Origin of the sequence: Viridibacillus sp. NPDC096237 (genome assembly GCF_050278625.1) — a bacterium.
In the GTDB taxonomy this organism is placed as follows: Bacteria; Bacillota; Bacilli; order Bacillales_A; family Planococcaceae; genus Viridibacillus.
On record NZ_JBNNTI010000019.1, the window covers coordinates 52,927 to 74,991 of the forward strand.

The 22,065-nt window shown below is 35.1% G+C and carries 15 protein-coding genes, 1 other RNA gene, 2 pseudogenes and 3 riboswitches; of the genes and pseudogenes, 4 read left to right on the top strand and 14 right to left on the bottom strand.

The features are described from left to right. Positions 1-48 precede the first annotated feature (48 nt). Positions 49-927 carry a LysR family transcriptional regulator gene (locus tag ACQKMD_RS12120; RefSeq protein ID WP_427752371.1) on the bottom strand — a complete coding sequence of 293 codons (879 nt, stop codon included), beginning with the start codon at positions 925-927 and terminating at the stop codon, positions 49-51. Positions 928-1,042: 115 nt separating this feature from the next. Here ACQKMD_RS12120 and ssrS point away from each other — a divergent pair. Next, positions 1,043-1,238, top strand: a non-coding RNA gene (gene ssrS, locus ACQKMD_RS12125) — 6S RNA. A gap of 510 nt (positions 1,239-1,748) precedes the next feature. On the opposite strand, the gene ACQKMD_RS12130 is transcribed toward ssrS, so the two are convergent. After that, positions 1,749-2,657 (bottom strand): methyl-accepting chemotaxis protein, encoded by a 909-nt coding sequence (locus tag ACQKMD_RS12130; protein ID WP_427752372.1) that lies wholly within the window; start codon positions 2,655-2,657, stop codon positions 1,749-1,751. Between the two features lie 1,094 nt (positions 2,658-3,751). Between ACQKMD_RS12130 and ACQKMD_RS12135 the strand changes: the two genes are divergently transcribed. Next, positions 3,752-4,309 (top strand): SLOG family protein, encoded by a 558-nt coding sequence (locus ACQKMD_RS12135; protein WP_427752373.1) that lies wholly within the window; start codon positions 3,752-3,754, stop codon positions 4,307-4,309. 143 nt (positions 4,310-4,452) lie between these two features. Here ACQKMD_RS12135 and ACQKMD_RS12140 read toward each other — a convergent pair whose 3' ends face one another. From ACQKMD_RS12140 to ACQKMD_RS12165, 6 genes and pseudogenes are all read right to left on the bottom strand, one after another. Continuing rightward, entirely contained in the window at positions 4,453-4,923 is a 471-nt protein-coding gene (locus tag ACQKMD_RS12140) for an IS3 family transposase (protein WP_427752374.1), read from the bottom strand. A 663-nt stretch (positions 4,924-5,586) separates the two neighbouring features. After that, the gene (locus ACQKMD_RS12145) at positions 5,587-6,057 is read right to left on the bottom strand and encodes an ASCH domain-containing protein (protein ID WP_427752375.1); all 471 of its coding nucleotides are present in this window, start codon (positions 6,055-6,057) and stop codon (positions 5,587-5,589) included. A gap of 136 nt (positions 6,058-6,193) precedes the next feature. Further along, a complete protein-coding gene (locus ACQKMD_RS12150; protein ID WP_427752376.1) occupies positions 6,194-7,495 on the bottom strand; it encodes a nucleobase:cation symporter-2 family protein in 1,302 nt (433 codons plus the stop codon). Then, a complete protein-coding gene (locus tag ACQKMD_RS12155) occupies positions 7,492-8,079 on the bottom strand; it encodes a xanthine phosphoribosyltransferase (protein ID WP_427752377.1) in 588 nt (195 codons plus the stop codon). The genes ACQKMD_RS12150 and ACQKMD_RS12155 overlap by 4 nt, the downstream gene beginning before the upstream one ends. 194 nt (positions 8,080-8,273) lie before the next feature. Then, a riboswitch (purine riboswitch) is annotated at positions 8,274-8,375 on the bottom strand. 915 nt (positions 8,376-9,290) lie between these two features. Further along, positions 9,291-10,751 carry an amino acid permease gene (locus ACQKMD_RS12160; protein ID WP_427752378.1) on the bottom strand — a complete coding sequence of 487 codons (1,461 nt, stop codon included), beginning with the start codon at positions 10,749-10,751 and terminating at the stop codon, positions 9,291-9,293. Between the two features lie 107 nt (positions 10,752-10,858). Continuing rightward, positions 10,859-11,037: riboswitch (Lysine riboswitch) on the bottom strand. Positions 11,038-11,258: 221 nt separating this feature from the next. Continuing rightward, positions 11,259-11,363 (bottom strand): annotated as a pseudogene (locus ACQKMD_RS12165) (aminoglycoside 6-adenylyltransferase); the annotation flags it as partial. A gap of 143 nt (positions 11,364-11,506) precedes the next feature. Between ACQKMD_RS12165 and ACQKMD_RS12170 the strand changes: the two are divergent. Further along, positions 11,507-12,724, top strand: a complete 1,218-nt coding sequence (locus ACQKMD_RS12170) for a CynX/NimT family MFS transporter (RefSeq protein WP_427752379.1) — start codon at positions 11,507-11,509, stop codon at positions 12,722-12,724. A gap of 205 nt (positions 12,725-12,929) precedes the next feature. On the opposite strand, the gene ACQKMD_RS12175 is transcribed toward ACQKMD_RS12170, so the two are convergent. From ACQKMD_RS12175 to ACQKMD_RS12185, 3 genes are all read right to left on the bottom strand, one after another. Then, on the bottom strand, positions 12,930-13,739 hold the full coding sequence (locus ACQKMD_RS12175) for a VOC family protein (RefSeq protein ID WP_427752380.1): 810 nt from the start codon (positions 13,737-13,739) through the stop codon (positions 12,930-12,932). A gap of 12 nt (positions 13,740-13,751) precedes the next feature. Further along, on the bottom strand, positions 13,752-14,951 hold the full coding sequence (locus ACQKMD_RS12180; RefSeq protein WP_427752381.1) for a M20 metallopeptidase family protein: 1,200 nt from the start codon (positions 14,949-14,951) through the stop codon (positions 13,752-13,754). Between the two features lie 171 nt (positions 14,952-15,122). After that, positions 15,123-15,229: riboswitch (SAM riboswitch) on the bottom strand. Positions 15,230-15,311: 82 nt separating this feature from the next. Beyond that, positions 15,312-16,367 (bottom strand): nitric oxide synthase oxygenase, encoded by a 1,056-nt coding sequence (locus tag ACQKMD_RS12185; RefSeq protein ID WP_427752387.1) that lies wholly within the window; start codon positions 16,365-16,367, stop codon positions 15,312-15,314. A 774-nt stretch (positions 16,368-17,141) separates the two neighbouring features. On the opposite strand from ACQKMD_RS12185, the gene ACQKMD_RS12190 reads away from it, so the two are divergent. Continuing rightward, positions 17,142-18,629, top strand: a complete 1,488-nt coding sequence (locus ACQKMD_RS12190; protein ID WP_427752382.1) for a catalase — start codon at positions 17,142-17,144, stop codon at positions 18,627-18,629. Between the two features lie 576 nt (positions 18,630-19,205). Here the strand turns inward: ACQKMD_RS12190 and ACQKMD_RS12195 are convergent. From ACQKMD_RS12195 to ACQKMD_RS12205, 3 genes and pseudogenes are all read right to left on the bottom strand, one after another. Further along, positions 19,206-19,670 carry a helix-turn-helix transcriptional regulator gene (locus ACQKMD_RS12195; RefSeq protein ID WP_427752383.1) on the bottom strand — a complete coding sequence of 155 codons (465 nt, stop codon included), beginning with the start codon at positions 19,668-19,670 and terminating at the stop codon, positions 19,206-19,208. An 80-nt stretch (positions 19,671-19,750) separates the two neighbouring features. Beyond that, positions 19,751-21,327, bottom strand: a pseudogene (locus ACQKMD_RS12200) (sensor domain-containing diguanylate cyclase). A 218-nt stretch (positions 21,328-21,545) separates the two neighbouring features. Beyond that, a complete protein-coding gene (locus tag ACQKMD_RS12205) occupies positions 21,546-21,671 on the bottom strand; it encodes a hypothetical protein (protein WP_427752384.1) in 126 nt (41 codons plus the stop codon). Between the last annotated feature and the right edge of the window lie 394 nt (positions 21,672-22,065).

Consider the following 22,065-nt stretch of genomic DNA (forward strand, 5'->3'; position numbering starts at 1 on the left):
TGATAGGAAAAATTAATAATTGATTAAAAATTTCTATCAATCTATTTTTCATTCTAAAAATGCATGTATAGAGCTATTTATATCCTTACGAAGTAGTTCTACCACTTCACTTTGAAAATATGTTAAATAGACATGTTGCTTAATCAATAACAAATGAGAAGTATCTATTTCTACTAATTCTCCTCTTGCAAGCTCATCCTTCACGCATAAATAAGGTAAAAAACCAATGCAGTGTTTATTTTTTATGAGTGATTTTGCTACTTCTAAATGATCTACTTTAAATTCAATACGCGGTTCTACCTGTTCTACCTCAAATAATTTATAAACCAAGTTCCAATCAAAAGCACCACACTCAAAAAACACCATTGGTTCGTCAGCAAGTACTGTTGCGGTTATCATTTGCTCATCTAATAACGGATGTCCCGGACTAACAATTAGTCTCACAGAATTATCAAGCATACTATCTTGCTGAATACCTTCACTTGTTAACTGCTTCATAAAAGCCATATCAATTTGCTTATTCAATAATTTTTCTAGTAGCACATCATTTGTAGCCGAAACAAATTTAAAGCGGCGCTCAGGATTTTGCGTTTTCCAAAAAGATAAAGCAAATGGAATAAAGTATTGAGAAGTAATTATATTTGCCCCAATCACAATTTCATCTTCGCTCTTCCGATGTTTCATTTGCTGTTTTCCATCATTAAATGTTTGAATTATTTGCTGTGCATAAGGAATAAAATCTTTCCCTTTCTGAGTTAGTATTACTCCTCTTCCTTGCCTTTCAAATAATTCCGTATTCAATTCACGTTCCAATGTTTTAATCCGTGCCGTGACCGTAGGCTGTGATAAAAATAAAGCCTTAGATGCTTTATGAAAACTCTGCAAATGTACGACATACATAAAGGCTTCTAAATGATCAATATTCATCTATTTACCTCCCCTTATTATTCCATTTTTCAGTCTTTAGTGTACTTGAAAAAGAAAGCAATTGCTATGTAATCATCATTCTTGCAGTTCCACCAATTTTGCAGTATTATATGAATACAAGCTGCATTGTTCGTAATCATATTAAGTTTTAACCTTTAAGCTGTAAAAGGGAGTTTTAATTGAGGAAGGACTGGCATGCCGCATTCCATTGTTAATGCGGACAAACACGAGAACCTCTGCGAACACCCACTTTGAGGAGTGGTGGTTTAAAACTTTCAATATTAAAAAATTACGGCATACGCGGCTTATTAAATTGTTGATACTAAAGGGTTTATATAGCATCTCAACCATAAAAGGTTGGGGTGTTTTTTAATATACATATTCTGCATTGGGGTTAAACTGGGGTTAAAATTCACGATGATTAATTATAAAAGCTGTTAAATCTTTGTAATTTAAAATACCTTACCGTGACAATCCTTATATTTAAACTGTTCATTCAAGCGGTATTTTATTTACCCTCCACAATAGTTACAATTTCCTGTATAGTTAAATATACACATTTATAGAAATGAGGGTATTTTGAAATGAAAAAGAAATGGTTACTGGCACCTATGGCTACCCTATTACACTCCCATCCTACTGCCATCTTCAAATAAAATTCAATTCATATGATTTATTGCTATAAAGACCTTAAATATAGGTAAAACTATGAATGAGAATAATGTAATCTATCACATGCAATCTACATAACAAAAAACCCAAAAATGTTACTTTATATTTCTTGTACACTTTTGGGTTTCAGTTTTTTTATTAAAATGCCATCAAATAATTTCTGTGAAATTCTGCGCCTTTTCATCCAATGCTTCGGCCGAAGAAGATATTTCTACAAAGTCTTGTATTGCAACATTAATTTGCTCATTCGTTTCTTCCACGCTTTGAGACACACGGTTTATACTTCCTGTTACTTTTTCAATTTCTATAGCAATCCCTTCAATATTGTCCCTTACTTGGGAAATTGATTGCTCTACCTTCACAGACAGTTTTCTCACTTCCTTTGCAACAACATCAAAACCACGCCCATGTTCTCCTGCCCTAGCAGCTTCAATCGCTGCATTTAATGCTAATAGATTTGTTTGGGAAGCAATCTCCCGAATGGTTTTCACAATACCTTTAATAGAATCAGCTTGGCTTTGTAAATTTACTAAATTAACGGTATTTTCCTCTGATTCTCTTGCGATACGATTAATCGTCTCTCGCAATTCCTGACTTCTCATTATTCCGGTTTCTGAACGATTATGTAACTGTTTGGACATACCCTTTAAATCGTCAGCTACTTCCACAATCATATTCTGACGCTCTGTTATATTAGTGGCTATTTTCGAAACGCCAACTACTTTACTGCTATTTTCAGCAAAAATGGGCATGTAGGTAGCTTCAAGCCATACTCGATTTCCCATTGCATCCATCCGCTCAATTTTATCTTGAAAGCTCTTACCTGAGAGTAAATTTCTCCAAAACCTTTCATAAGATGAACTATTTATGAAGGCTGGAAAACAAAATTCCTTATGATTCTTCCCATACATTTCTCCCACACTATAACCTAAAGTTTGAGCAAAAAGATTATTTACGTATGCCACTTTTCTATTCAAATCAAATCGAATAATAGCTAAATTATTTTCTATGGCCTTTACTACAAGTTCGTCTGTTACTTGATTTTCTAATATATCCATATTTTTTTACCCCACTTATTTAATTGTTCCTATCATTACTACTTAATGTCTTTCTTGCTTTTTTAAGCATGAAAAAAGCACATCTAAGTTGCTTGAAGAGATTTATTGCCACGTTCCAACATGCAGGTGCTGGTCTAGCCAAGATTATTTAATGAGATACATTGTAAATAGTGCACTTATGTATATCTTTAATTCTATAAAAGTTTTAGAATTCCCTCTTCAAAACTATATTTGTTATTCTTTGATCCAAATCGTTGTACAATTTCTCCTTCTAAATCCACTAAAAATTTTGTGAAATTCCCTTTTCCCTAAAGACCCTTTTGAATGTGCAGTAACATATTTGAAATACTGGATGTGCATCTTTTCCATTTACATTAACACCTTCGTGCATTGGAAATGTCAGTTCGCAGCTACTACCTCTTGATAAAACTGATTAGATGGGAATTCTAATATAACAAACCCTTATTCCGAAGCTTACCGCTCGCTTTCCGCGGGAGTCAAGCGGACGCTTCCTAAACCAACAAAATGCTGCCTTCTTCTTTTCTAAGTTTGCGTGCTAAGGAAGAGCATGCGTCCAATTACGAAGTGGAAATTGGTACTTGTAGAGTACTACTCTCGATAATAATAGAGATTTATTAGGAAAAATCAAGAAAAGTTTCAGAGGCAGGTGAATGAGCTCAATCCAACTGCCTTTTGTCTTCAATCTGTTTATATATATTAAATGATTAATAAACGCTATAACATGACCCGCCAATTACTGTTACATGTCGCTGTAATCTCGTTCATCTCTAGTAATTCGTTTGCAATGAGTTCATGTATTAACAAATGCTGTAGATTTGAAATAAACAAATTATGTGCATGTTTCGGTGAAATCGAAAAATCATTTAATTACAGAATCTATTTGTGAGGATTACTTTCAAATAGGTTCTTTTTATCTATATAAGGTAATTTTATGTTTCACCTCATAGATATTGCCCTCCGTTAATTATCCAAAATTGAATTGCTCTACTTTAATAGTTGTAGATTCTTTTCTATTCTTTCATTATACGTGTAGAATATTATCTATAATTTATTTTCTACAAAGGAGGTGCCTCATGCTAAAACGATTAGTCATCACTGGCTATAAAGCCCATGAGCTTGGTATTTTTAATGATAAGCACCCCGGTATATCGATAATAAAGAAGGCATTACATAATCAATTGCTATCCTTAATCAACGACGGATTGGAATGGATTATTTTAAGTGGTCAACTCGGTGTAGAAACTTGGGCAGCAGAAGTTGTACAAGAACTGCAAATAGAATATTCAGAGCTAAAATATGCGATTATCACGCCATTTCTTGATCAGCAAAAGAATTGGAATGAACAAAAACAAGAGAAATACGATATGATTGCGGCAAAAGCAGACTTTGTGACAAGTTTAACGAAGCGCCCTTATGAAGCCCCTTGGCAATTTATCGAAAAAAATAAGTTCCTTATAAAAAATTCAGACGGTATACTCATTATTTATGACGAAGAAAATGACGGTTCGCCAAAGTATATAAAAAAACTTGCCGAGCTGTTTGCCGACAAGCATAATTATACTATTCTCAATATTAACGCCTATGATTTGCAGGTTGTTGCAGAGGAAGAACAGATGAAAGATTGGGATTAGTACTTTCTTATTATCGAGGGCACCGAAAAAGTCCATAAAATGAATTTTGGGACTGACCCCTGAACTGACCTAGCGTTTTGGGACACACATAAAACACCTTCATTAGGCTATCTTTCTTCCGAATTCTCTCGGAGAAAGGTAGCCTAATTTTTCTGAATTCGTTCTTCGTTATAATGCTCTAAATAATTCTGAGTACGTACTTTGACTTGCTGTTGTTTAAGCGAATGGTGTTTCACGTACTGAAATTCTTCTGTTTTCAAGTTCGAATGGAATGATTCAATGACTGCGTTATCCCAACAGTTACCACGACGAGACATGCTACTGACAAGTGCTTGTTGCTTCAAATATTTTTGATAAGCATACGATGTATAGACACTTCCTTGATCTGAATGAATAATGACCCCTTTAGGAAAATTCCGGGCCGCTAAAGCTGCCTGTAATGTATCCATAATTAGAGGTATTTTTTGATGATCATAGATTTTGTATGCGACAATTTCGTTGTTATACAAGTCTAATATCGTTGATAAATATAGAGTGCTGGAACCATACTGCAGATACGTAATATCCGTGACCCATTTTTCATTTGGTTTTGATGCTGGTGTCATTATGGACATGGACCTGACTTTAAATCGGAGGATGAAAAGAAAAATGCCCAACTTGCGCATTTGAAAATGGAAAATGAAATCTTAAAAAAGTACATGGAAATCATCGAGGAGTTGAAAGAGAAGTAGTTTTGAAAATTGTTGAGAAAATGCGTGGGAAGTATACTGTTAAAGCGATTTTAGCAGCTATAGAAGTACCACGATCTACTTATTATCGCTGGCTTGCTCCCAACGTTTTCTCTTAACGAATTAGCGATTAAAGAATTGGGTACCCAAACAAAATACCGAAATAACCTAAAATTATAAGACAACATAAAACACCTTCGAACATGGTACACTGAAAATCAGTACTAGGCAAAAACCTATATTCAAGAGAGGTAAAATGGGCAGTTGTGCAAGAAAAATTAAGTGGTCAATTAACAACGAAAGAAATTATGGAGAAATATGAAATCAAAAATAAATCGCAAGTAGAAGCTTAGATGCGTTGGTATAAAAATGGAGAGATTCATCGCTTTGATCAACCGATTGGCAAATAATATTCTTAGTCCACAGTGTTCAACCTGTGAAATAGCTTTTTATTATTACTCTTCGTTTTCGTCTAATGCTACCAGCGTTTAGATATAGAGTTAATCATCTGCTTTATCTATCCTTTTCCTCACTACTCCTACACTTTCTTTAGCAAGCACTTGCCTTCTTATAAACGAGTTCAAATCTTTCACATACAACTAGTAATTTATCATGGAACTCTTGCTTTTTATCTTCTAATTCTCTCCTAAAGAAAGCTTCATGAACGTTACACCAATACTTTAACGTACGATCCCCTTCACCTTCTAAATACGCCTGTTCTTCGGTAACTTCATCAAAAGGACAAACTTCTACGGAAACCGTTTTAATGATAGCTACAGCTTCGTCTTTTCCATTTAAAATAACATTATAAAGCCCAACCAATGGTAATGACTCATTCTCCATTTCATATAATAGATAACAAGATGCTGTTGCGGTCTTAGTTCCTGCCATTACTAGTTCTACAAGTTCATCTGCCATTTCATTTGAATCACCAAATGCCCAAACGTCATAATTGTTCGGTGCATCTGGATTTAACTTCTTATAATTCCCCCATAATTCTATGACAGTTTCATTTTCCATATGGATTATCCTACTTTCTGTAAATATTTCGACCACTAAAATTGCAATATATTACCAAGTTTCAATAATCCTATTATAATCAGAAGCAATAAAAAAAGATACACCACTGTAAATAAGTGATGTACCTTAAAAATTATTAAGCTTTCTGATCTTCTAATTCTCCATTTGATCTTTCTCTTCTCCATGGGATCATATTAAATATAATATTTAATACAATAGCAGTTATACTTCCTGCAACGATACCGTTACTTGTTAAAATTTTAAGGCTAGAAGGTAAGATATTGAAGATATCTGGAACAACTGTCACGCCAAGACCCATACCTATTGCACAAGCTATAATCATTGAATTACCTTCAGATTGATTGATCGTTGTACTTAACATTTTAATACCTTGAGCGATAACCATTCCGAACATTGCAATCATAGCTCCACCTAGAACCGGTGTAGGAATGATTGTCGTTAATGCTGCTACTTTAGGCAAAAAACCTAAAGTTACTAGGAAACCACCTGTGATGAAAATAACATTACGTGTACGTACACCTGTCATTTGTAGTAACCCTACATTTTGAGAGAATGCAGTATATGGGAATGAGTTGAAAAGACCACCGATAATAGAAGCTAAACCTTCTGAACGATAACCACGAGCTAAATCTTTTTCTGTCACAGGTTGCTTACAAATATCACTAAGTGCAAAGTAAGAACCTGTTGACTCTACTAAAGAAACTAATGCAACAAGTGTCATCGTGATGATTGGTTCCCAATGGAATGTCGGTGTACCAAAATAGAATGGCTGAACCATTTGCAAAAAGTCAGCTTCAATTACTGGAGTAAAGTCAACTTTATCCATCAATATTGCAGCAATTGTTCCGAGTACTAAACCTATTAAAATAGAAATTGCACGAGCAAATCCTTTTGTGAATCGATAAATTAATACAATAGTAATCAATGTCCCAAATGCTAAAGCGATGTTAGAAGCAGAACCGAAGTCCTTAGCTCCTACACCACCACCCATATTATTAATAGCAACTGGGATTAATGTGATTCCTATAATTGTTACAACTGAACCAGTGACAACTGGTGGGAAAAAACGCACTAACTTACCAAAGAAGCTTGCAATCAATACTACAATAATACCTGAAGCAATAACAGAACCATAGATTGCGGATAAGCCGAATTCTTTACCAATTGCGATAATTGGTGCTACAGCTGTAAAGGTACAACCTAAAACGATTGGTAAACCTATACCAAATACTTTACCGCGTACAACTTGTAACAGTGTCGCGATACCGCACATCATAATATCAATTGAAACTAAATACGTTAATTGTGTTGAATCAAATCCTAAAGCGTTACCAATGATTAAAGGCACTAAAATAGCACCTGCATACATTGCTAATAAATGCTGAATCCCTAGTGTCACTAATTTCAGGTTTTTCATCGATCTGTTTCTCCATCGGTAAATTCTACTTTACCGTTTTCCAAAGACGATATGATTGCTAAAGAATCAATACGAAAGCCTTTTTCACGAAGTAGCTTGCCACCATCTTGGAAGCCTTTTTCAATAACAATACCTACGCCACTAGCAGTTGCACCTGCTTGTTCAACAATATCAAGTAAGCCTTTCACAGCTTCTCCATTTGCTAAGAAATCGTCAATAATTAGTACAATATCATCTGATTTTAAGAAATCTTTTGATACTGAAATTTCATTCGTTTCATTTTTTGTAAACGAATGTACTTTTGATGAATATAAATTTCCTGCTAAAGTTAAAGATTTACGTTTACGAGCGAAGACTACGGGTATACCTAAAATAAGACCGGCCATAGTAGCTGGTGCAATACCTGAAGATTCGATTGTAACGATTTTTGTTAAACCTGCATCTTTATAGCGATTCGCAAACTCTTGACCAATTTCTTGCATAAGTTGCGGATCAATTTGGTGATTCAAAAAAGAATCTACCTTTAATACTGTGTCTGATAATACTTTACCATCGCGTACGATTTTGTCCTGCAGTGCCTTCAAGTTTAGGCGCTCCCTTCTTTTCTTAGTGGTCTCTAAATTTTGTACTATATTAATTATTAATATTTGTTTATATCAACTAGAATATAATAAAAAAGCCCAGAAACCATGCATCCATTCATACTACGAGTGGAGCAAAGTCCCTAGTGCTAAAAGTTCTTGGGTATAGGAAAATAATGTCATTTGACATTTACTTTTTCTATATCATTGCCTCTCATAGTCAGTTTGTTTACGGCAAACCGGTAGAAACTTACGAGCCTTATTCTCGCTATTATATGAGTGAATGCTATTAAGATTTTCGTTATAGAATGTTCCTATTATAGCACTGAAATTTTGAATTTCAATCCTTACTAATAATGATAGACTATTCAATCTTTTTCACGTTTTTAATGAACTAAAACAAAAGGAAATATGTGGTATTTAACTAGTTACTTCTATTTAAACAACCACTTTTCATTTACTCTACAAAAGCAGAGCTTATGCTATAATTATTTTTAAGATATTTTACATAAAATACAATTTCAAGGAGTTGTGGATAAGGAATGAATAAATGTACTAAATGTAATGAAAGCGTTATGAAAAAGGGGTTACTTCACAGTGGCGCTGTAATGCTTCAAATGGTTTCAACGAATAAACCCAAAGGCAAATCTTCACCTGTATCGGCTGAGTACTGTAATAATTGTGGATATATTGAATCCCTCTATGTTTCTGAGCCTAGAAATTTAGAATAACTCATTCAGATAAATTACCATCTATTTAACTTAAGTGAATTAATTGGTTTTATGTAAATATATGAATTTAGTTTAACAAAAGAATTCAGAATGTTCACACACTGAATGTCTTTTGTTATTTATATATATCTTGGTTATTTTAGATCCTATTTTATAGATGAAGAAATCAATCGCAGACTCAAATTTTCTCATAAAAGGGTTCTTGAGGCACTGGTTGATCTAAAGCAATTATTTCAATTTGAGCTCTTTGAGTTATCTTTTTCATTCGTCATCATTTTCCATCAGCTCAAAAGATTTGTTGTTATTCCATGCGCGTAGTTGATTGGAGCAAAGGAGGAGCCCGTCCGCGGAAAGCGTCCACCGTAGCGGAAATCAACGGTCTTATTTATTTTTTTAAAAAAATAAGACTGTAGACAAACTCGGATTTCTTTGAGTTTGTCTACAGTCTGAAATTACTAGCTAATAGCTACGTAGGATTTTAAGTTAACGATGACTATCGAAGTCACAGTCTTCTAATTTTACAATTTTTGTTTTATGAACGATTTTGTATCCAAACCAGATCACTAAGAAAATTGGCAATCCGATGTAAGAAACAAGCATACCATACCAGTCGATATGTTCACCTGTAAATGCTGTATAGTTTTGACCAACAACGACAATTGCACAAAGTACGAAGGCAAAGATTGGACCGAATGGGAACCACTTCGCTTTATAAGGTAATTCGTTTAAATCACGACCTTGAACAATATAAGCTTTACGGAATCGGTAATGACTTACTGCAATTCCTAGCCAAGCTACAAATCCACACATACCTGAAGCATTTAACAACCAAATGTAAACAACACCATCACCGAAGAATGATGCCATAAATGATACACAAGCAACTAAACAAGTTGCTACAAGTGCAGCCATCGGAATACCCCGCTTGTTTAATTTAGTGAACATTTTAGGCGCTTTACCGTCTTTTGCAAGCTCCCAAAGCATACGTGATGATGCATATAATCCAGAGTTACCTGAAGATAAAATCGCTGTTAAAATAATCGCATTCATAACTGAAGCAGCAAACGCGATCCCTGCATTTTCAAATACTAATGTGAACGGACTTACTGTAATATCGCTACTTGCTAAACGTGAATCTGTGAATGGGATTAATAAACCAATCGCTAAAATTGCTAAAATGTAAAATAACAAAATACGCCAGAAAACTTGACGAACAGCTTTCGGAATATTTTTTCCTGGATCATCTGTTTCTCCAGCAGTAATCCCTAGTAGTTCTGTTCCTTGGAACGAGAATCCTGCAGCTAGGAAAATACCGAACATTGCGAAGAAACCACCATGGAATGGACCATCTTCAATGAAGAAGTTTTTGAATCCAACTGGGTCTTGTCCACCCATTAAACCAAATACCATCAAGAAACTAACAATGATAAAGACAATAATTGTTACGACTTTTATAAGAGAAAACCAATATTCACTTTCACCAAAGCTTTTAATTGATAAGATATTTAATGTGAAGATGATGACTAAAAAACCTGCTGTCCAGTATAATGACGATACATCTGGGAACCAAAATTTCATGATTAATGATACAGCTGCGATTTCAGCTGCAATCGTAATTGCCCAGTTATACCAATAATTCCAACCAAGGGCAAAACCTAACGCTGGGTCAACGAATTTAGATGCGTAAGTACTAAATGAACCAGATACAGGCATAAACGCAGCCATTTCACCCAAACTTGTCATTAAGAAAAACACCATAATACCAATTAAAGAATATGCTAATAACGCTCCGCCTGGACCAGCCTCATGAATGGCTCCACCACTTGCTAAGAACAACCCTGTACCAATTGTTCCTCCAAGTGAAATCATCGTCACATGACGACTTTTCAATCCTCTATTAAGACCTTGCGTCTCAACGCCCTGGCCATTATTTTTATTACTCATTAAGAATCTCCTCTTTCCATTTTTCATTGCAAGAAGGTTAACTTGATGTCATAAAAAATACCATCACAAGGAATATGCGATGGTATCGAAACATGCCCATCAACCTTGATAAAGATAGCTCAACACGCCTGCGAAGACGTGACAGTTCTGCACCTTTCGGCAACAGCCCCAATATTTATAAGAAGAAGCTTATAAACACTTCGGCGATATTCCCTTTCAAATAGAATCACTGACGCTTTTCGCCTCATCCATTTTACTTTTTAACACCGCGACCTCTACCTCATCGAATGGATGAGGCATTGCAATATATTAATTTAATATGTTCCAATTATAATACAAGAGAATTGTATATTCAAGATGTAAATTTTCTTGAATATTAAAACAATTTAAGCTGAATTCTAAATAATTCTTCAGAATATCACTTTAGCATCCCTTGGAAGCGTATGAATATGCTTTAAATAACCAAATACTTCAGCACTTTCTTCATAACCATGGAATGAAAGTAGACACATTGATATTTGTTCTCGAACCATTCATACAAACGGCTCGTACACGTTCATCATTATTCGCTACATCTATTATCAAATCCATCATTTGTTGGTCTGTTCTCATCACCAATCCTCCGTATCAATTCGATAAAATTATTTTGAGTCCTCTTAATTATATTTATTTATTTTCTTTGATATAATTGACCTTTGTCAAATAGAGGTTTGTAAAACCAGAAAATTCATGAATATATATAGGAGGCGCTACAATTGGCAACAAATCCAGCTGTTCAAAATAGCAAAAAGCTAAAATGGAACTGTAACATTTGGTTACTTGTAATTGGGATTATTTTCATAGCTTCTACATTACGTTCACCTCTAACATCTGTAGGCCCAATCATCTCATTTATACGTGAAGGCTTACACATTTCAAATGTATTGGCAGGATTTATCACAACAATTCCCTTACTTGCCTTTGCTATTATTTCTCCTATAGCTCCAAAATTTTCAAAGCGTTTTGGTATAGAACGTACATTACTATTCTCAACAGTATTACTTGCAGTTGGAATTCTTACTAGATCTTTCGGTATAACCTTCACTCTGTTATTAGGAACATCCCTAATCGGTGTGGCAATTGCTTTTGGAAATGTCTTACTACCAAGTTTGATTAAGTTGAAATTCCCATTACAAGTTGGATTATTAACAGGTATTTTCACAGTTTCTATGAATCTCTCTGCAAGTTTAGCAGCTGGGATTAGTTATCCTCTTGCTAGCGGAGAACTCGGATGGAGAATTGCACTTGGTATTTGGTTTATTTTAGTGATTATTGCCCTAATTGTTTGGCTCCCTCAAATTCGTAAACCTAAGTCCGAATTGAATAATGGTTCTCAAACTAATCAAGAAAATGTCTCGCTTTGGAAATCAACTCTAACTTGGACAGTTACATTATCAATGGGCTTCCAATCTCTTATTTTCTATACAACTGCTACTTGGATTCCAGAAATGTTGCAGTCACAAGGTATGAGTGCTAATACAGCTGGATGGATGTTCTCCTTTATGCAGTTTTCACAATTGCCTGCAACGTTCATGATTCCGATTATTGCAGGACGTAGAAAAGATCAACGTCCTATTGTTGTTGTATACGGTGTTCTTTATCTAGTAGGCTTCGGAGGTATTTTAGCAGGATGGACTTCATTGACAGTGTTATGGATGATTTTACTTGGACTTGCGGGTGGTGCATCATTTAGTTTAGCAATGATGTTTTTTTCACTTCGTACACGTACCGCTCATGAAGCAGCAGAATTATCGGGTACCGCTCAATCATTTGGTTATTTATTAGCTGCAATAGGTCCTGTGTTATTTGGTTATGTCCACGATATTACAAATAGCTGGACAACAGCTATCATCCTATTCATTATTACAGTTATGTTATTAATGACCGCTGGTATGCATGCTGCAAAAGAAGGTTATGTTGCTCCTGAAAGGTAGCGCATACTCGAAGCTTACAATAGCTTTAAGTTTTTTTGTATTACTAGTAGAAGTTAGGCATGTGTAATCCTTGCACTCCCAGTAAAATGAATCATAGAAAAAACTATTATATAGTTTCAAACACTCCATAATAGCTTTCAATTACTCTGTCTTTATATTTACTATTTACTTAAAGCCATGCTATGAAGTGCACTGATCAGATAAATTATTTCTCAAAATGATAGCGACCGTTAAATAATTCAAATGTGACAGGTTCTTTAGCTCCCAAGAAATTAACTTGGAATGGACATTCGCCTCGTTCTGTTATTAATTTCGCTACAACACCATCTCCAATTGGACTAGCAAAGTATAAGTCACCGCCAACTAACTTAAGAACCTGGACAATAGCATTCAACTCCTGATCGATATACGCTTCTGCAACCTCTAACCCTAAATATCGAGACCATTTTCTAGCTGTTTTTTCAGCATCTATTACTGCAAAAGTAACGCCTGCAAAGTCCAACTTTTCTAATTGATTTCCAATGACGCCCTTTTCAACTTGCTCCTTTCTACGCTTATCGTCATTATCATCCCATTGAATAATGAATGGTAGTTGAAGTGTGTTATTTTCTTCTCCAGCATAAAGTAATTGCCAAGTAATAATACTGCCATCTGGTCGTTTTCTGTACATCGGTACTGGTCCATTTACAGATAGACCTTGCTCTTTCAAACGCTCTGCTACCCCCTCAATATCCGATGTACGAACTGCAAATCTTACGAAGCCTTCTTTGAAATCATTATTTACTACTGTTTCAATAAGACTGTGATGTAAATGCTCTGTCTCAGCTATTAGAGCTCTGTCATATGTACCGAGATACTCGATATAGCTTAGATCAAAGTAGCTAAGTGCATTATACGTTCCGCGCCCTTCATGAACGCCACCTTCAACAGCATGGATTCCTTGGCTTTGTAATAGCTTAATTACTTCTTTTGGTTCATCTACAAAATGTACTAAGTGATCAAACGATAATGTCATGTTCAAGTCCCCTTATTTAAATAAATAATGTGAAACGATTTTCACAAACGATTTCTCGATTATTAATAACGCCCTTTCATCAAAATCAAATTTCGGATGATGATGCGGGAATTGTGTGCGTTCATCGTCATTACGAGAGCCTACTTTGAAATAAGTGCCTGGCCTTTCATTTAAAAAGTAGGCAAAGTCTTCTGCACCCATTGACGGCTCGATATCTATTACAGATTCTACACCGAACTCATTTTCAAATAACTCTTTTACAAGTGCAGTTTCGAATGGGTGATTATAAAGCGCTGGGTAGCCACGTAAATAATCAATTCCATACGTTGCATGCGCTGATTCAGTAGTCCCTTTTACAATTGCATAAATTTCCTCTTTCACCTTACTACGAACATCTTCTGTCATTGTACGTACTGTTCCTTCAATAATCGCCGAATCTGCGATAATGTTAAAAGCACTACCTGCACGGAAAACTCCCACTGTCACTACCGCTGCATCAAAAGGGTTTAAGCGACGACTGACTATGTTCTGTAATGAACTTACTATTTCACTACCGATTACGATTGAATCGATGGATTGCTGTGGTTTCGCACCGTGTCCACCAAGCCCTTGAATTTTAATCGCGAATTTATCTACTGCTGCCATTCTATAGCCATCACCAACAGATACTTTTCCAACTGGAACACCTGAATCTAAATGTGCACCGAAAACATAATCCACATCCTTTAATACATCTTCAGCAATCATGAATTTTGCACCACCAGGTGGTTTTTCCTCCGCATGCTGGAAGATGAAAATAATGTTACCATGTAAATGCTTGCAGTAATGACTGAGCGTTTTTGCTGTCGCTAGTAATGCGGTTGTATGCCCATCATGTCCACATGCATGCATGACGCCTTCTTTTTGAGATTTATAAGTAACTTCTTTTAAATCTGTAATTGGTAATGCATCAAAATCGGCTCTTAAAGCAATTGTCTTACCAGACTGCTCCCCTTTTAAAATTCCGATTAAACCATTTCCACCAATCCCTTTTTTCACTTCTAAACCAAAACCCTCAAGCTTATCTGCAATAAACTTTGCTGTTTCATATTCTTCAAAAGATAGCTCAGGATGCTCATGCAAATATCTTCTCCATCCAACAATTTCAGCAAAGCCTTGATCTATTTCTTCATAAATTGTAGTTAAAAATTCTTTTTGCGTGATCGCACTCATTCAATATTCCTCCATTCTATTTATCCCTTTAATTCATATTAGTTTACTATGAATTAAAGCTAAATTTTTTTCTTAGAACTTTTCATTATAGTATTACATATTTATTTCATGATAATAAAAAAGCCGACTTCTATATTTCACTCCAAGAAATCGACTTTGTATACAAGTCCCTCCTCATCTATCAAGTTTTTTAATCAACTTGCAGGAATTAGCACCTTGCTATAATAGCGGTTGCTGAGATGTCACAGGGCCAGTCCCTCCATCTCTCTCGATAAGAAAACCTATTGAATTAGTAGTATTTAAAAATCATGATACGTCACTCCATTAAAAATTGCAATATATTCCCTGTAATTCTCTAAATTAATATGGCGCTTTTTGATAAAAATAGTTCGGTGTTTTACGTTCATTGTCATATGGTTTATGGAAAACATGCGTTGTAGCTGGTGATAATGGTGGAATAAGCCATGTCCAATTTCCCGTTACGTCACGCCCTGCAATTTGCTCATTAGTTTCGAAGCGCTTGAATTGTTGCGCTGCTGTATGGTGATCTACAATGCTCACATCATCTTCTTTATACGAATATAAAACTGCTGCATTCAATTCAACTAATGCGCGGTCTTTCCATAAAGTCGAATTAGATGCTGTATTTAGACCCATTTTCTCTGCAATTATTGGAAGCATATTATAACGATAATCATCCGCTAAATTACGCGCACCAATTTCTGTTCCCATATACCAGCCGTTAAAGGGAGCCGCCGCATACGTGATGCCACCTACTTCGAGTTTCATATTCGAAATCATCGGAACCGCATACCATTTCAACTCAAGCTCTTCAAACCATTCAAACTCAGGATGGCGAATCGGTACTTCTAATATATATTCAGCTGGAATATCGAATATTTGTGGGGCTCTATCCTCTACTTGAATAACAAGTGGTAGCACATCAAAACGGCCACCCTGTCCTTGCCAGCCAAGTTGCTCACATTTTTGTGTAAACGCTACTGAATCTGGATCGCCTACAATACCATCAGTTGTTTCATAACCTGCATAGCGAATTAATTGATGGTTCCAAACTCTTACATCACGTTGAGAGAAAACCGTAATCGTTGGACGAATACGACCATCATTTGTTGCAAAATCAATATGCTCTAAAAGTGCGTGGAAAATATCCTGCTCATCTCTTAATTCGCGCTGATCAAGTAATTGCATCGTTTGCCAAAATAAGCGACCAATACACTTATTGCTATTGCGCCAACCTACTTGTGCACCAAACTTCAGTTCATCTATCGTATGTTCATAAAAACCATTGTCATGAATCTCATGCTCTACTTCAGCTATGCGACTCACTAACTCCTCATCAGATTGTCCCGTTTCCGAATAATACATCTTTATAAATTCAATTGCCTCATTCAACATCGCTATAGTTCCTCCTGTCACTACTCGACTTCCTATCTACCATCATAGAAGAAGTGATTTCCAACAGACAAGGCATAAGACTTAAATAATGTGGTGATTTTGTGGCAACTACATTTTTATTATAAAATGAACAATAAAATACTGTAGTAATCAAATATTTTATCCTTATCCAATATAAAAAAGGACTATTAATGGTATGAAACCAATTAATAGTCCTCGCTTTTACTATGCTTTTTTAGTTCTTCTGTTAAATAAAATTCCTAATCCAAATAAGATTGCTGCGCCCCCTATAAGCAGTGTCCATAACTGGACTCTGAACCTGTTTGAGATAGTGAGCTACTTTCATTAGCACCAAAACTCCAGACATGCCTTTCTTAAAGCCAATCTACAGATTATTAAACTAAGATTCAAATATCATTAAAACATTATCAATTACCCTCATTTTAACTATCAAAATGATAATAATAATTATTATTATATACAATTTATTCTTGACTTTAATTAATGAGTAAGATGTTTAAAAGATCTTTATTTTGTCTAATTCATGCTCACTTTGATATTTTAATATATTCAGCACCATTAATGCTATTTCACATCCCTTTTTTGTTCCTTTAATAATTTATTTTGAAAATGAATTAACCGTCATTATTTATATAATATACTTAAAGATATAAATTCCTTAAAGATAATTATTATAATTTACTTTCATCTATCAATCTGTTATATTAGTTTTTGAAGAGCACGATTCAGTTTAAAAATAGGAGGCACAACATTATGACAAATGATAATAATAAAAAGTTAACAACTGCTGCAGGCGCACCAGTCGTAAGTAATACAAACTCTATGTCTGCAGGTAAACGTGGACCCCTTTTACTGCAAGACATATGGTTGCTTGAAAAATTAGCTAACTTTAACCGTGAAGTTATTCCGGAACGTCGTATGCACGCTAAAGGTTCTGGTGCATTTGGTACTTTTACAGTAACTCACGATATTACTAAATATACAAAAGCGGCAATCTTCTCTGAAGTAGGTAAAAAAACGGCAATGTTCGCTCGTTTCTCAACTGTAGCTGGTGAACGTGGTGCTGCTGATGCTGAACGTGATATCCGTGGATTCGCATTAAAATTCTACACTGAACAAGGTAACTGGGACTTAGTTGGTAACAACACACCAGTATTCTTCTTCCGTGATGCAATGCACTTCCCTGACTTAAACCATGCTGTTAAACGTGACCCATATACTAACATGCGTTCAGCTAATAACAACTGGGACTTCTGGACAAATTTGCCCGAGGCATTGCACCAAGTTACTTATGTTATGGGTGACCGTGGTGTCCCAACTGATTACCGTCATATGCACGGATTTGGTTCACATACGTATTCAATGATCAACGCTGATAATGAACGCGTATATGTGAAATTCCACTTCACTTCACAACAAGGTATTAAAAACTTCACAGACCAAGAAGCTGCTAACGTAGTTGCACACGACCGTGAATCATCACAACGTGACCTATTAGAATCAATCCAAAAAGACGACTTCCCTAAATGGAAAATGTCTATCCAAGTGATGACAGAAGAAGAAGCTCGTAACCACCGTTACAACCCATTTGATTTAACAAAAGTATGGTACAAATCTGAATTCCCATTAATCCCTGTTGGTGAATTTGAATTAAACCGAAACCCAGCTAACTATTTTGCTGAAGTAGAACAAGCTTCATTTGCACCTTCTAACGTAGTACCTGGTATTAGCTTCTCACCAGACCGCATGCTACAAGCTCGTTTATTCGCTTATGCAGATGCTGCTCGTTACCGTTTAGGTGTAAACAATACATCTATCCCAGTTAACGCACCAAAATGCCCAGTACACAACTTCCACCGCGATGGACAAATGCGTGTAGATGGAAACTTAGGAAGCACATTACACTATGAGCCTAACAGCTACGGCCAATGGCAAGAACAACCATCATATAAAGACCCTGCATTAACACTTGATGGACCAGCTGATATCTATGACTTCCGCGAAGATGATGACAATTACTTTGAACAACCAGGTAAATTATTTAACATCATGAGCTCAAAAGAGCAACAACGTTTATTCGAAAACACTGCTCGTAACATGGAAGGCGTTGAGTTCTTCATTAAAGAACGTCACATCATTCACTGCTACAAAGCAGATCCAGCTTATGGTACAGGTGTTGCTAAAGCAATGGGGATTGACATCAACGATATTGATGTTAACAAAGAAATTCGATACCGTTAATATAACGAAGCCTCGTTTAGCTACTCATGCTAATCGAGGCTTTTTACTTTTTAACCACTTATCCACATTTTACTTAATTATTCTGAATTTTTTATATACTTATTAACAAAATTGGTGTATAACTCTGTGTATGTTGTGGATAGGATCATTTTTCATTAATTAGTTATCCACAATAATTAGCAATTCTTCACTTAGAAGAGTTGCTTTTTTATTTAAAACAATAGATTTAATTCATTTTTCATTAGTACTTATGTTTAAAGCAAGACCTATATATAAATTACATCTGTTACTGTAATACAATTTACAAGTAAAGTTATTAACACAGTTTGAGTAGATTCTTCAGATTCAATATCATATATTTTTTATGTCGCTCCAATCAACTACACAAGTAATAAAATAAAAACACCCGTGTCCTCAACAAGATGTTAAAAAAATATACGCTAGACGGAAGGAGACAATTGAGCGTGTCTGAGTATTTCGCCTATAAGAGAGGCTCTACAATAACCAAAATTATAAAAAACAAAAGGCATTCAATTATTACGTGAATGCCTGATACCGAACTATCATTTTCGTTAATTATATAGAATGACTTTCTTCTAAGATACGAGTAAATTCCTCTAGCACTGCCTTTTCGTCCATCGTACTAAACCATCGATAAGATTCAGAATCTAAAATTCGATAATGGTTGCTTAAAATATTTTGTTGCAAACGATATCCTTTATCCTCTTGTACTGTACGCCACCAAATATACCCACCCATAGTTTTTTCTTTTGGGCGTGCAATGACATCATGTGCTGTTAGTTCTACTACTTCCATCGGATCGCCACCCATTGCATTTTGCAAAATTGAACTTTCCCTAAAAAGGGCACATAGTGCAACTGTTGTTGTCCAACCGCATGGTACTCTCTGCTTTTCTATTTGAACAAGCGTTTTTTTAGATATACCTAGTACTTCAGCCATTTTATCCTGAGTATAATTATTTTCCGTACGAACTAGCTTAAATTTGGCAGTAGCGATACTAATGATTTGTTCTTTATCCAAGCTTATCAACCTCATCTGTTTCTTTTAGTGTAATTTTATACTATAAAATGCGAAATGGGAAATTTCAATTCAGAATTAGATTACAGAACAATTGATACCTCTTTTGCCATCATAACTTGATTTCTACCTTTTTCTTTCGCCTCATATAGGCATTGATCTGCTAATCCAATCATTGCTCCAGGCTCATTTCCCATTAAGGGATATTCTGCAATACCCCCTGAAATTGTAATACTTTTACCAGTAGGACTTACTGTTTGCTCTATGTCTGTGCGTAACTGCTCCGCTATTAGACAAGCATCAGTTGCAGATGTATTTGGCAGTAAGATGATAAACTCTTCTCCACCATAACGGAACATAAATCATGCGCTCGTGTTACCTTTTTCATTTTCAATGCTAGAAATTTCAAAACTTCATCCCCAACACCGTGACCATATGTATCATTCACTAACTTGAAATGATCAATATCTATCATAACAATTGAATATGGTGTATTTTCATTTGTCCATTTTTGCATACGCTCATTTAATGTACGACGGTTTGTCAATCCAGTTAATGGATCTGTCGCTGATTGGTCCATAAAGAAGCTTACTTGTCCATGTAGAAAAGACAGGCTTTGAATTAATGCTTTTTTTAGCTGTATAACTTCATAATACCAGCCTGGTACTAGTGCAAGGTTCTTTTCTTCGTTTACTTTCATACTGCTTTCCGTTAATGTCGCTAATTGCTGTAGTGGACGTGCAATTTTAAGGGAAGCCCATAAAATGATAATAAGTGAAACGAGCAATAAAGGTAATGCGGCATACAACATCTGCTTTACCATGTTTGTTGCAGGCTTCAAAGCCATTTCAGTTGAGCGTTGTGCCACAACTCCCCAATCGGCAATTGAAATATACGAATATCCTGCCAGCATATCCTTCCCTTTAGAATTAATCACACGAGCTGCACCGGTACTATGTTTTTCAAGCATTTCGCTCACAACTTTATTGTCAAATACTAAATCATTAATACGTGACTTATCCTGATGATAAATTATGCGGCCATCGTTTTCTACTACATACACGTAAGAGCCGTCTTTATTAAAATGCTCCCCTAGAACCTCATTCAATACATTATTTTCTTTCAAATAAATAGTTCCACCTATAAGTCCTAAATATGAACTATCCTTAGCGAAAACTGGAACTGAAATGAAGATGAGCAAACGATCTGTTATTCCTTTATAAGCTTTTGATATTAATGGCTTTTTTTGAGTTATCGCTTCTTTTATAGCATCAGAAGTTAATGTCTTTCCTTTTAAATCTAACGATTGAGGAGATGTTGCAAGTACTTCTCCATATTCATCTACAATCGCAACAGAATTAAAAGTATTTGTTTGTTTTTTTACGCGATTTGCTTCATGTAATAATTTATTCTCATTATCAAAAATAGCTGAGATTTCCTCAGAACTTACATTAAGCATTTGTATTGTTTCTTTCAAATAATCATTTGCTGTCATTGCCAGTTTTTGCGCATACGCATGATTTGTTTCAAGTGTACTTTCTTTTAAAGAATGTGTATTCGTTCGATAGCTACTCCACAAACTACTAGCAATTGTTAAAAAGAATGCCAAAACAGCTACACTTATAATTAAATGGTGTAATTTCAATTTAATTTTTTTCATATACCTCTACCTATTTCTTAAATAACTCTATACAATACATTAAGTAAAATGGTAACATATTAGACTTTTTTAAAATACACTATTTTACCATTTACTGTTTAATTTATTCCCTTTTTACACAAAATAAAAAAATCGCAATTAAGCCTTTCGGCCTAAAAACGATTTATCCAAATTATATAGTTATTATTGTAAATTACTTGTAAGGAAAATTCCCCTTACTACTCTTTATCTCTAGAATGGTTGAAAATAGAATCTGCATTGTCGAAACAGTGTATAGTATCGTCAAAATCTTCATCTACATCATCTATTTTAATACCTAAAAACCTCAATAACTTGTCCAACATACGATCAACCCCTTAATCTTCGTACTGACATTCTTGAAATTCCAATATTTTTTTCGATGATATTCTTTCGTTCCTACTATCATTATACACTAAAATTGATATAAATTCTAATAAGGACCATAACAAAGCTCGATTTCTGTCTTATTGGGAATACTAATTTCATATAAAAAGGTCCTTTAAATTCACCTATTTAGTTAATCAAAGGAGCCTTAGTTAACATGAATTTTCTTTCAGCGTTGAGATTTGCTCAGGGTGTCTATGGCTATTTATAGTCTGGTTTATTCTCATTATTTAAGTAAATGTTACTTTGTCAAATTAAGTGCAACACTTGCTCCATGAACGCTTCGTGTGCAGATTTCCAGCCCAAGCATTTTCTTGGGCGATTATTAATTAA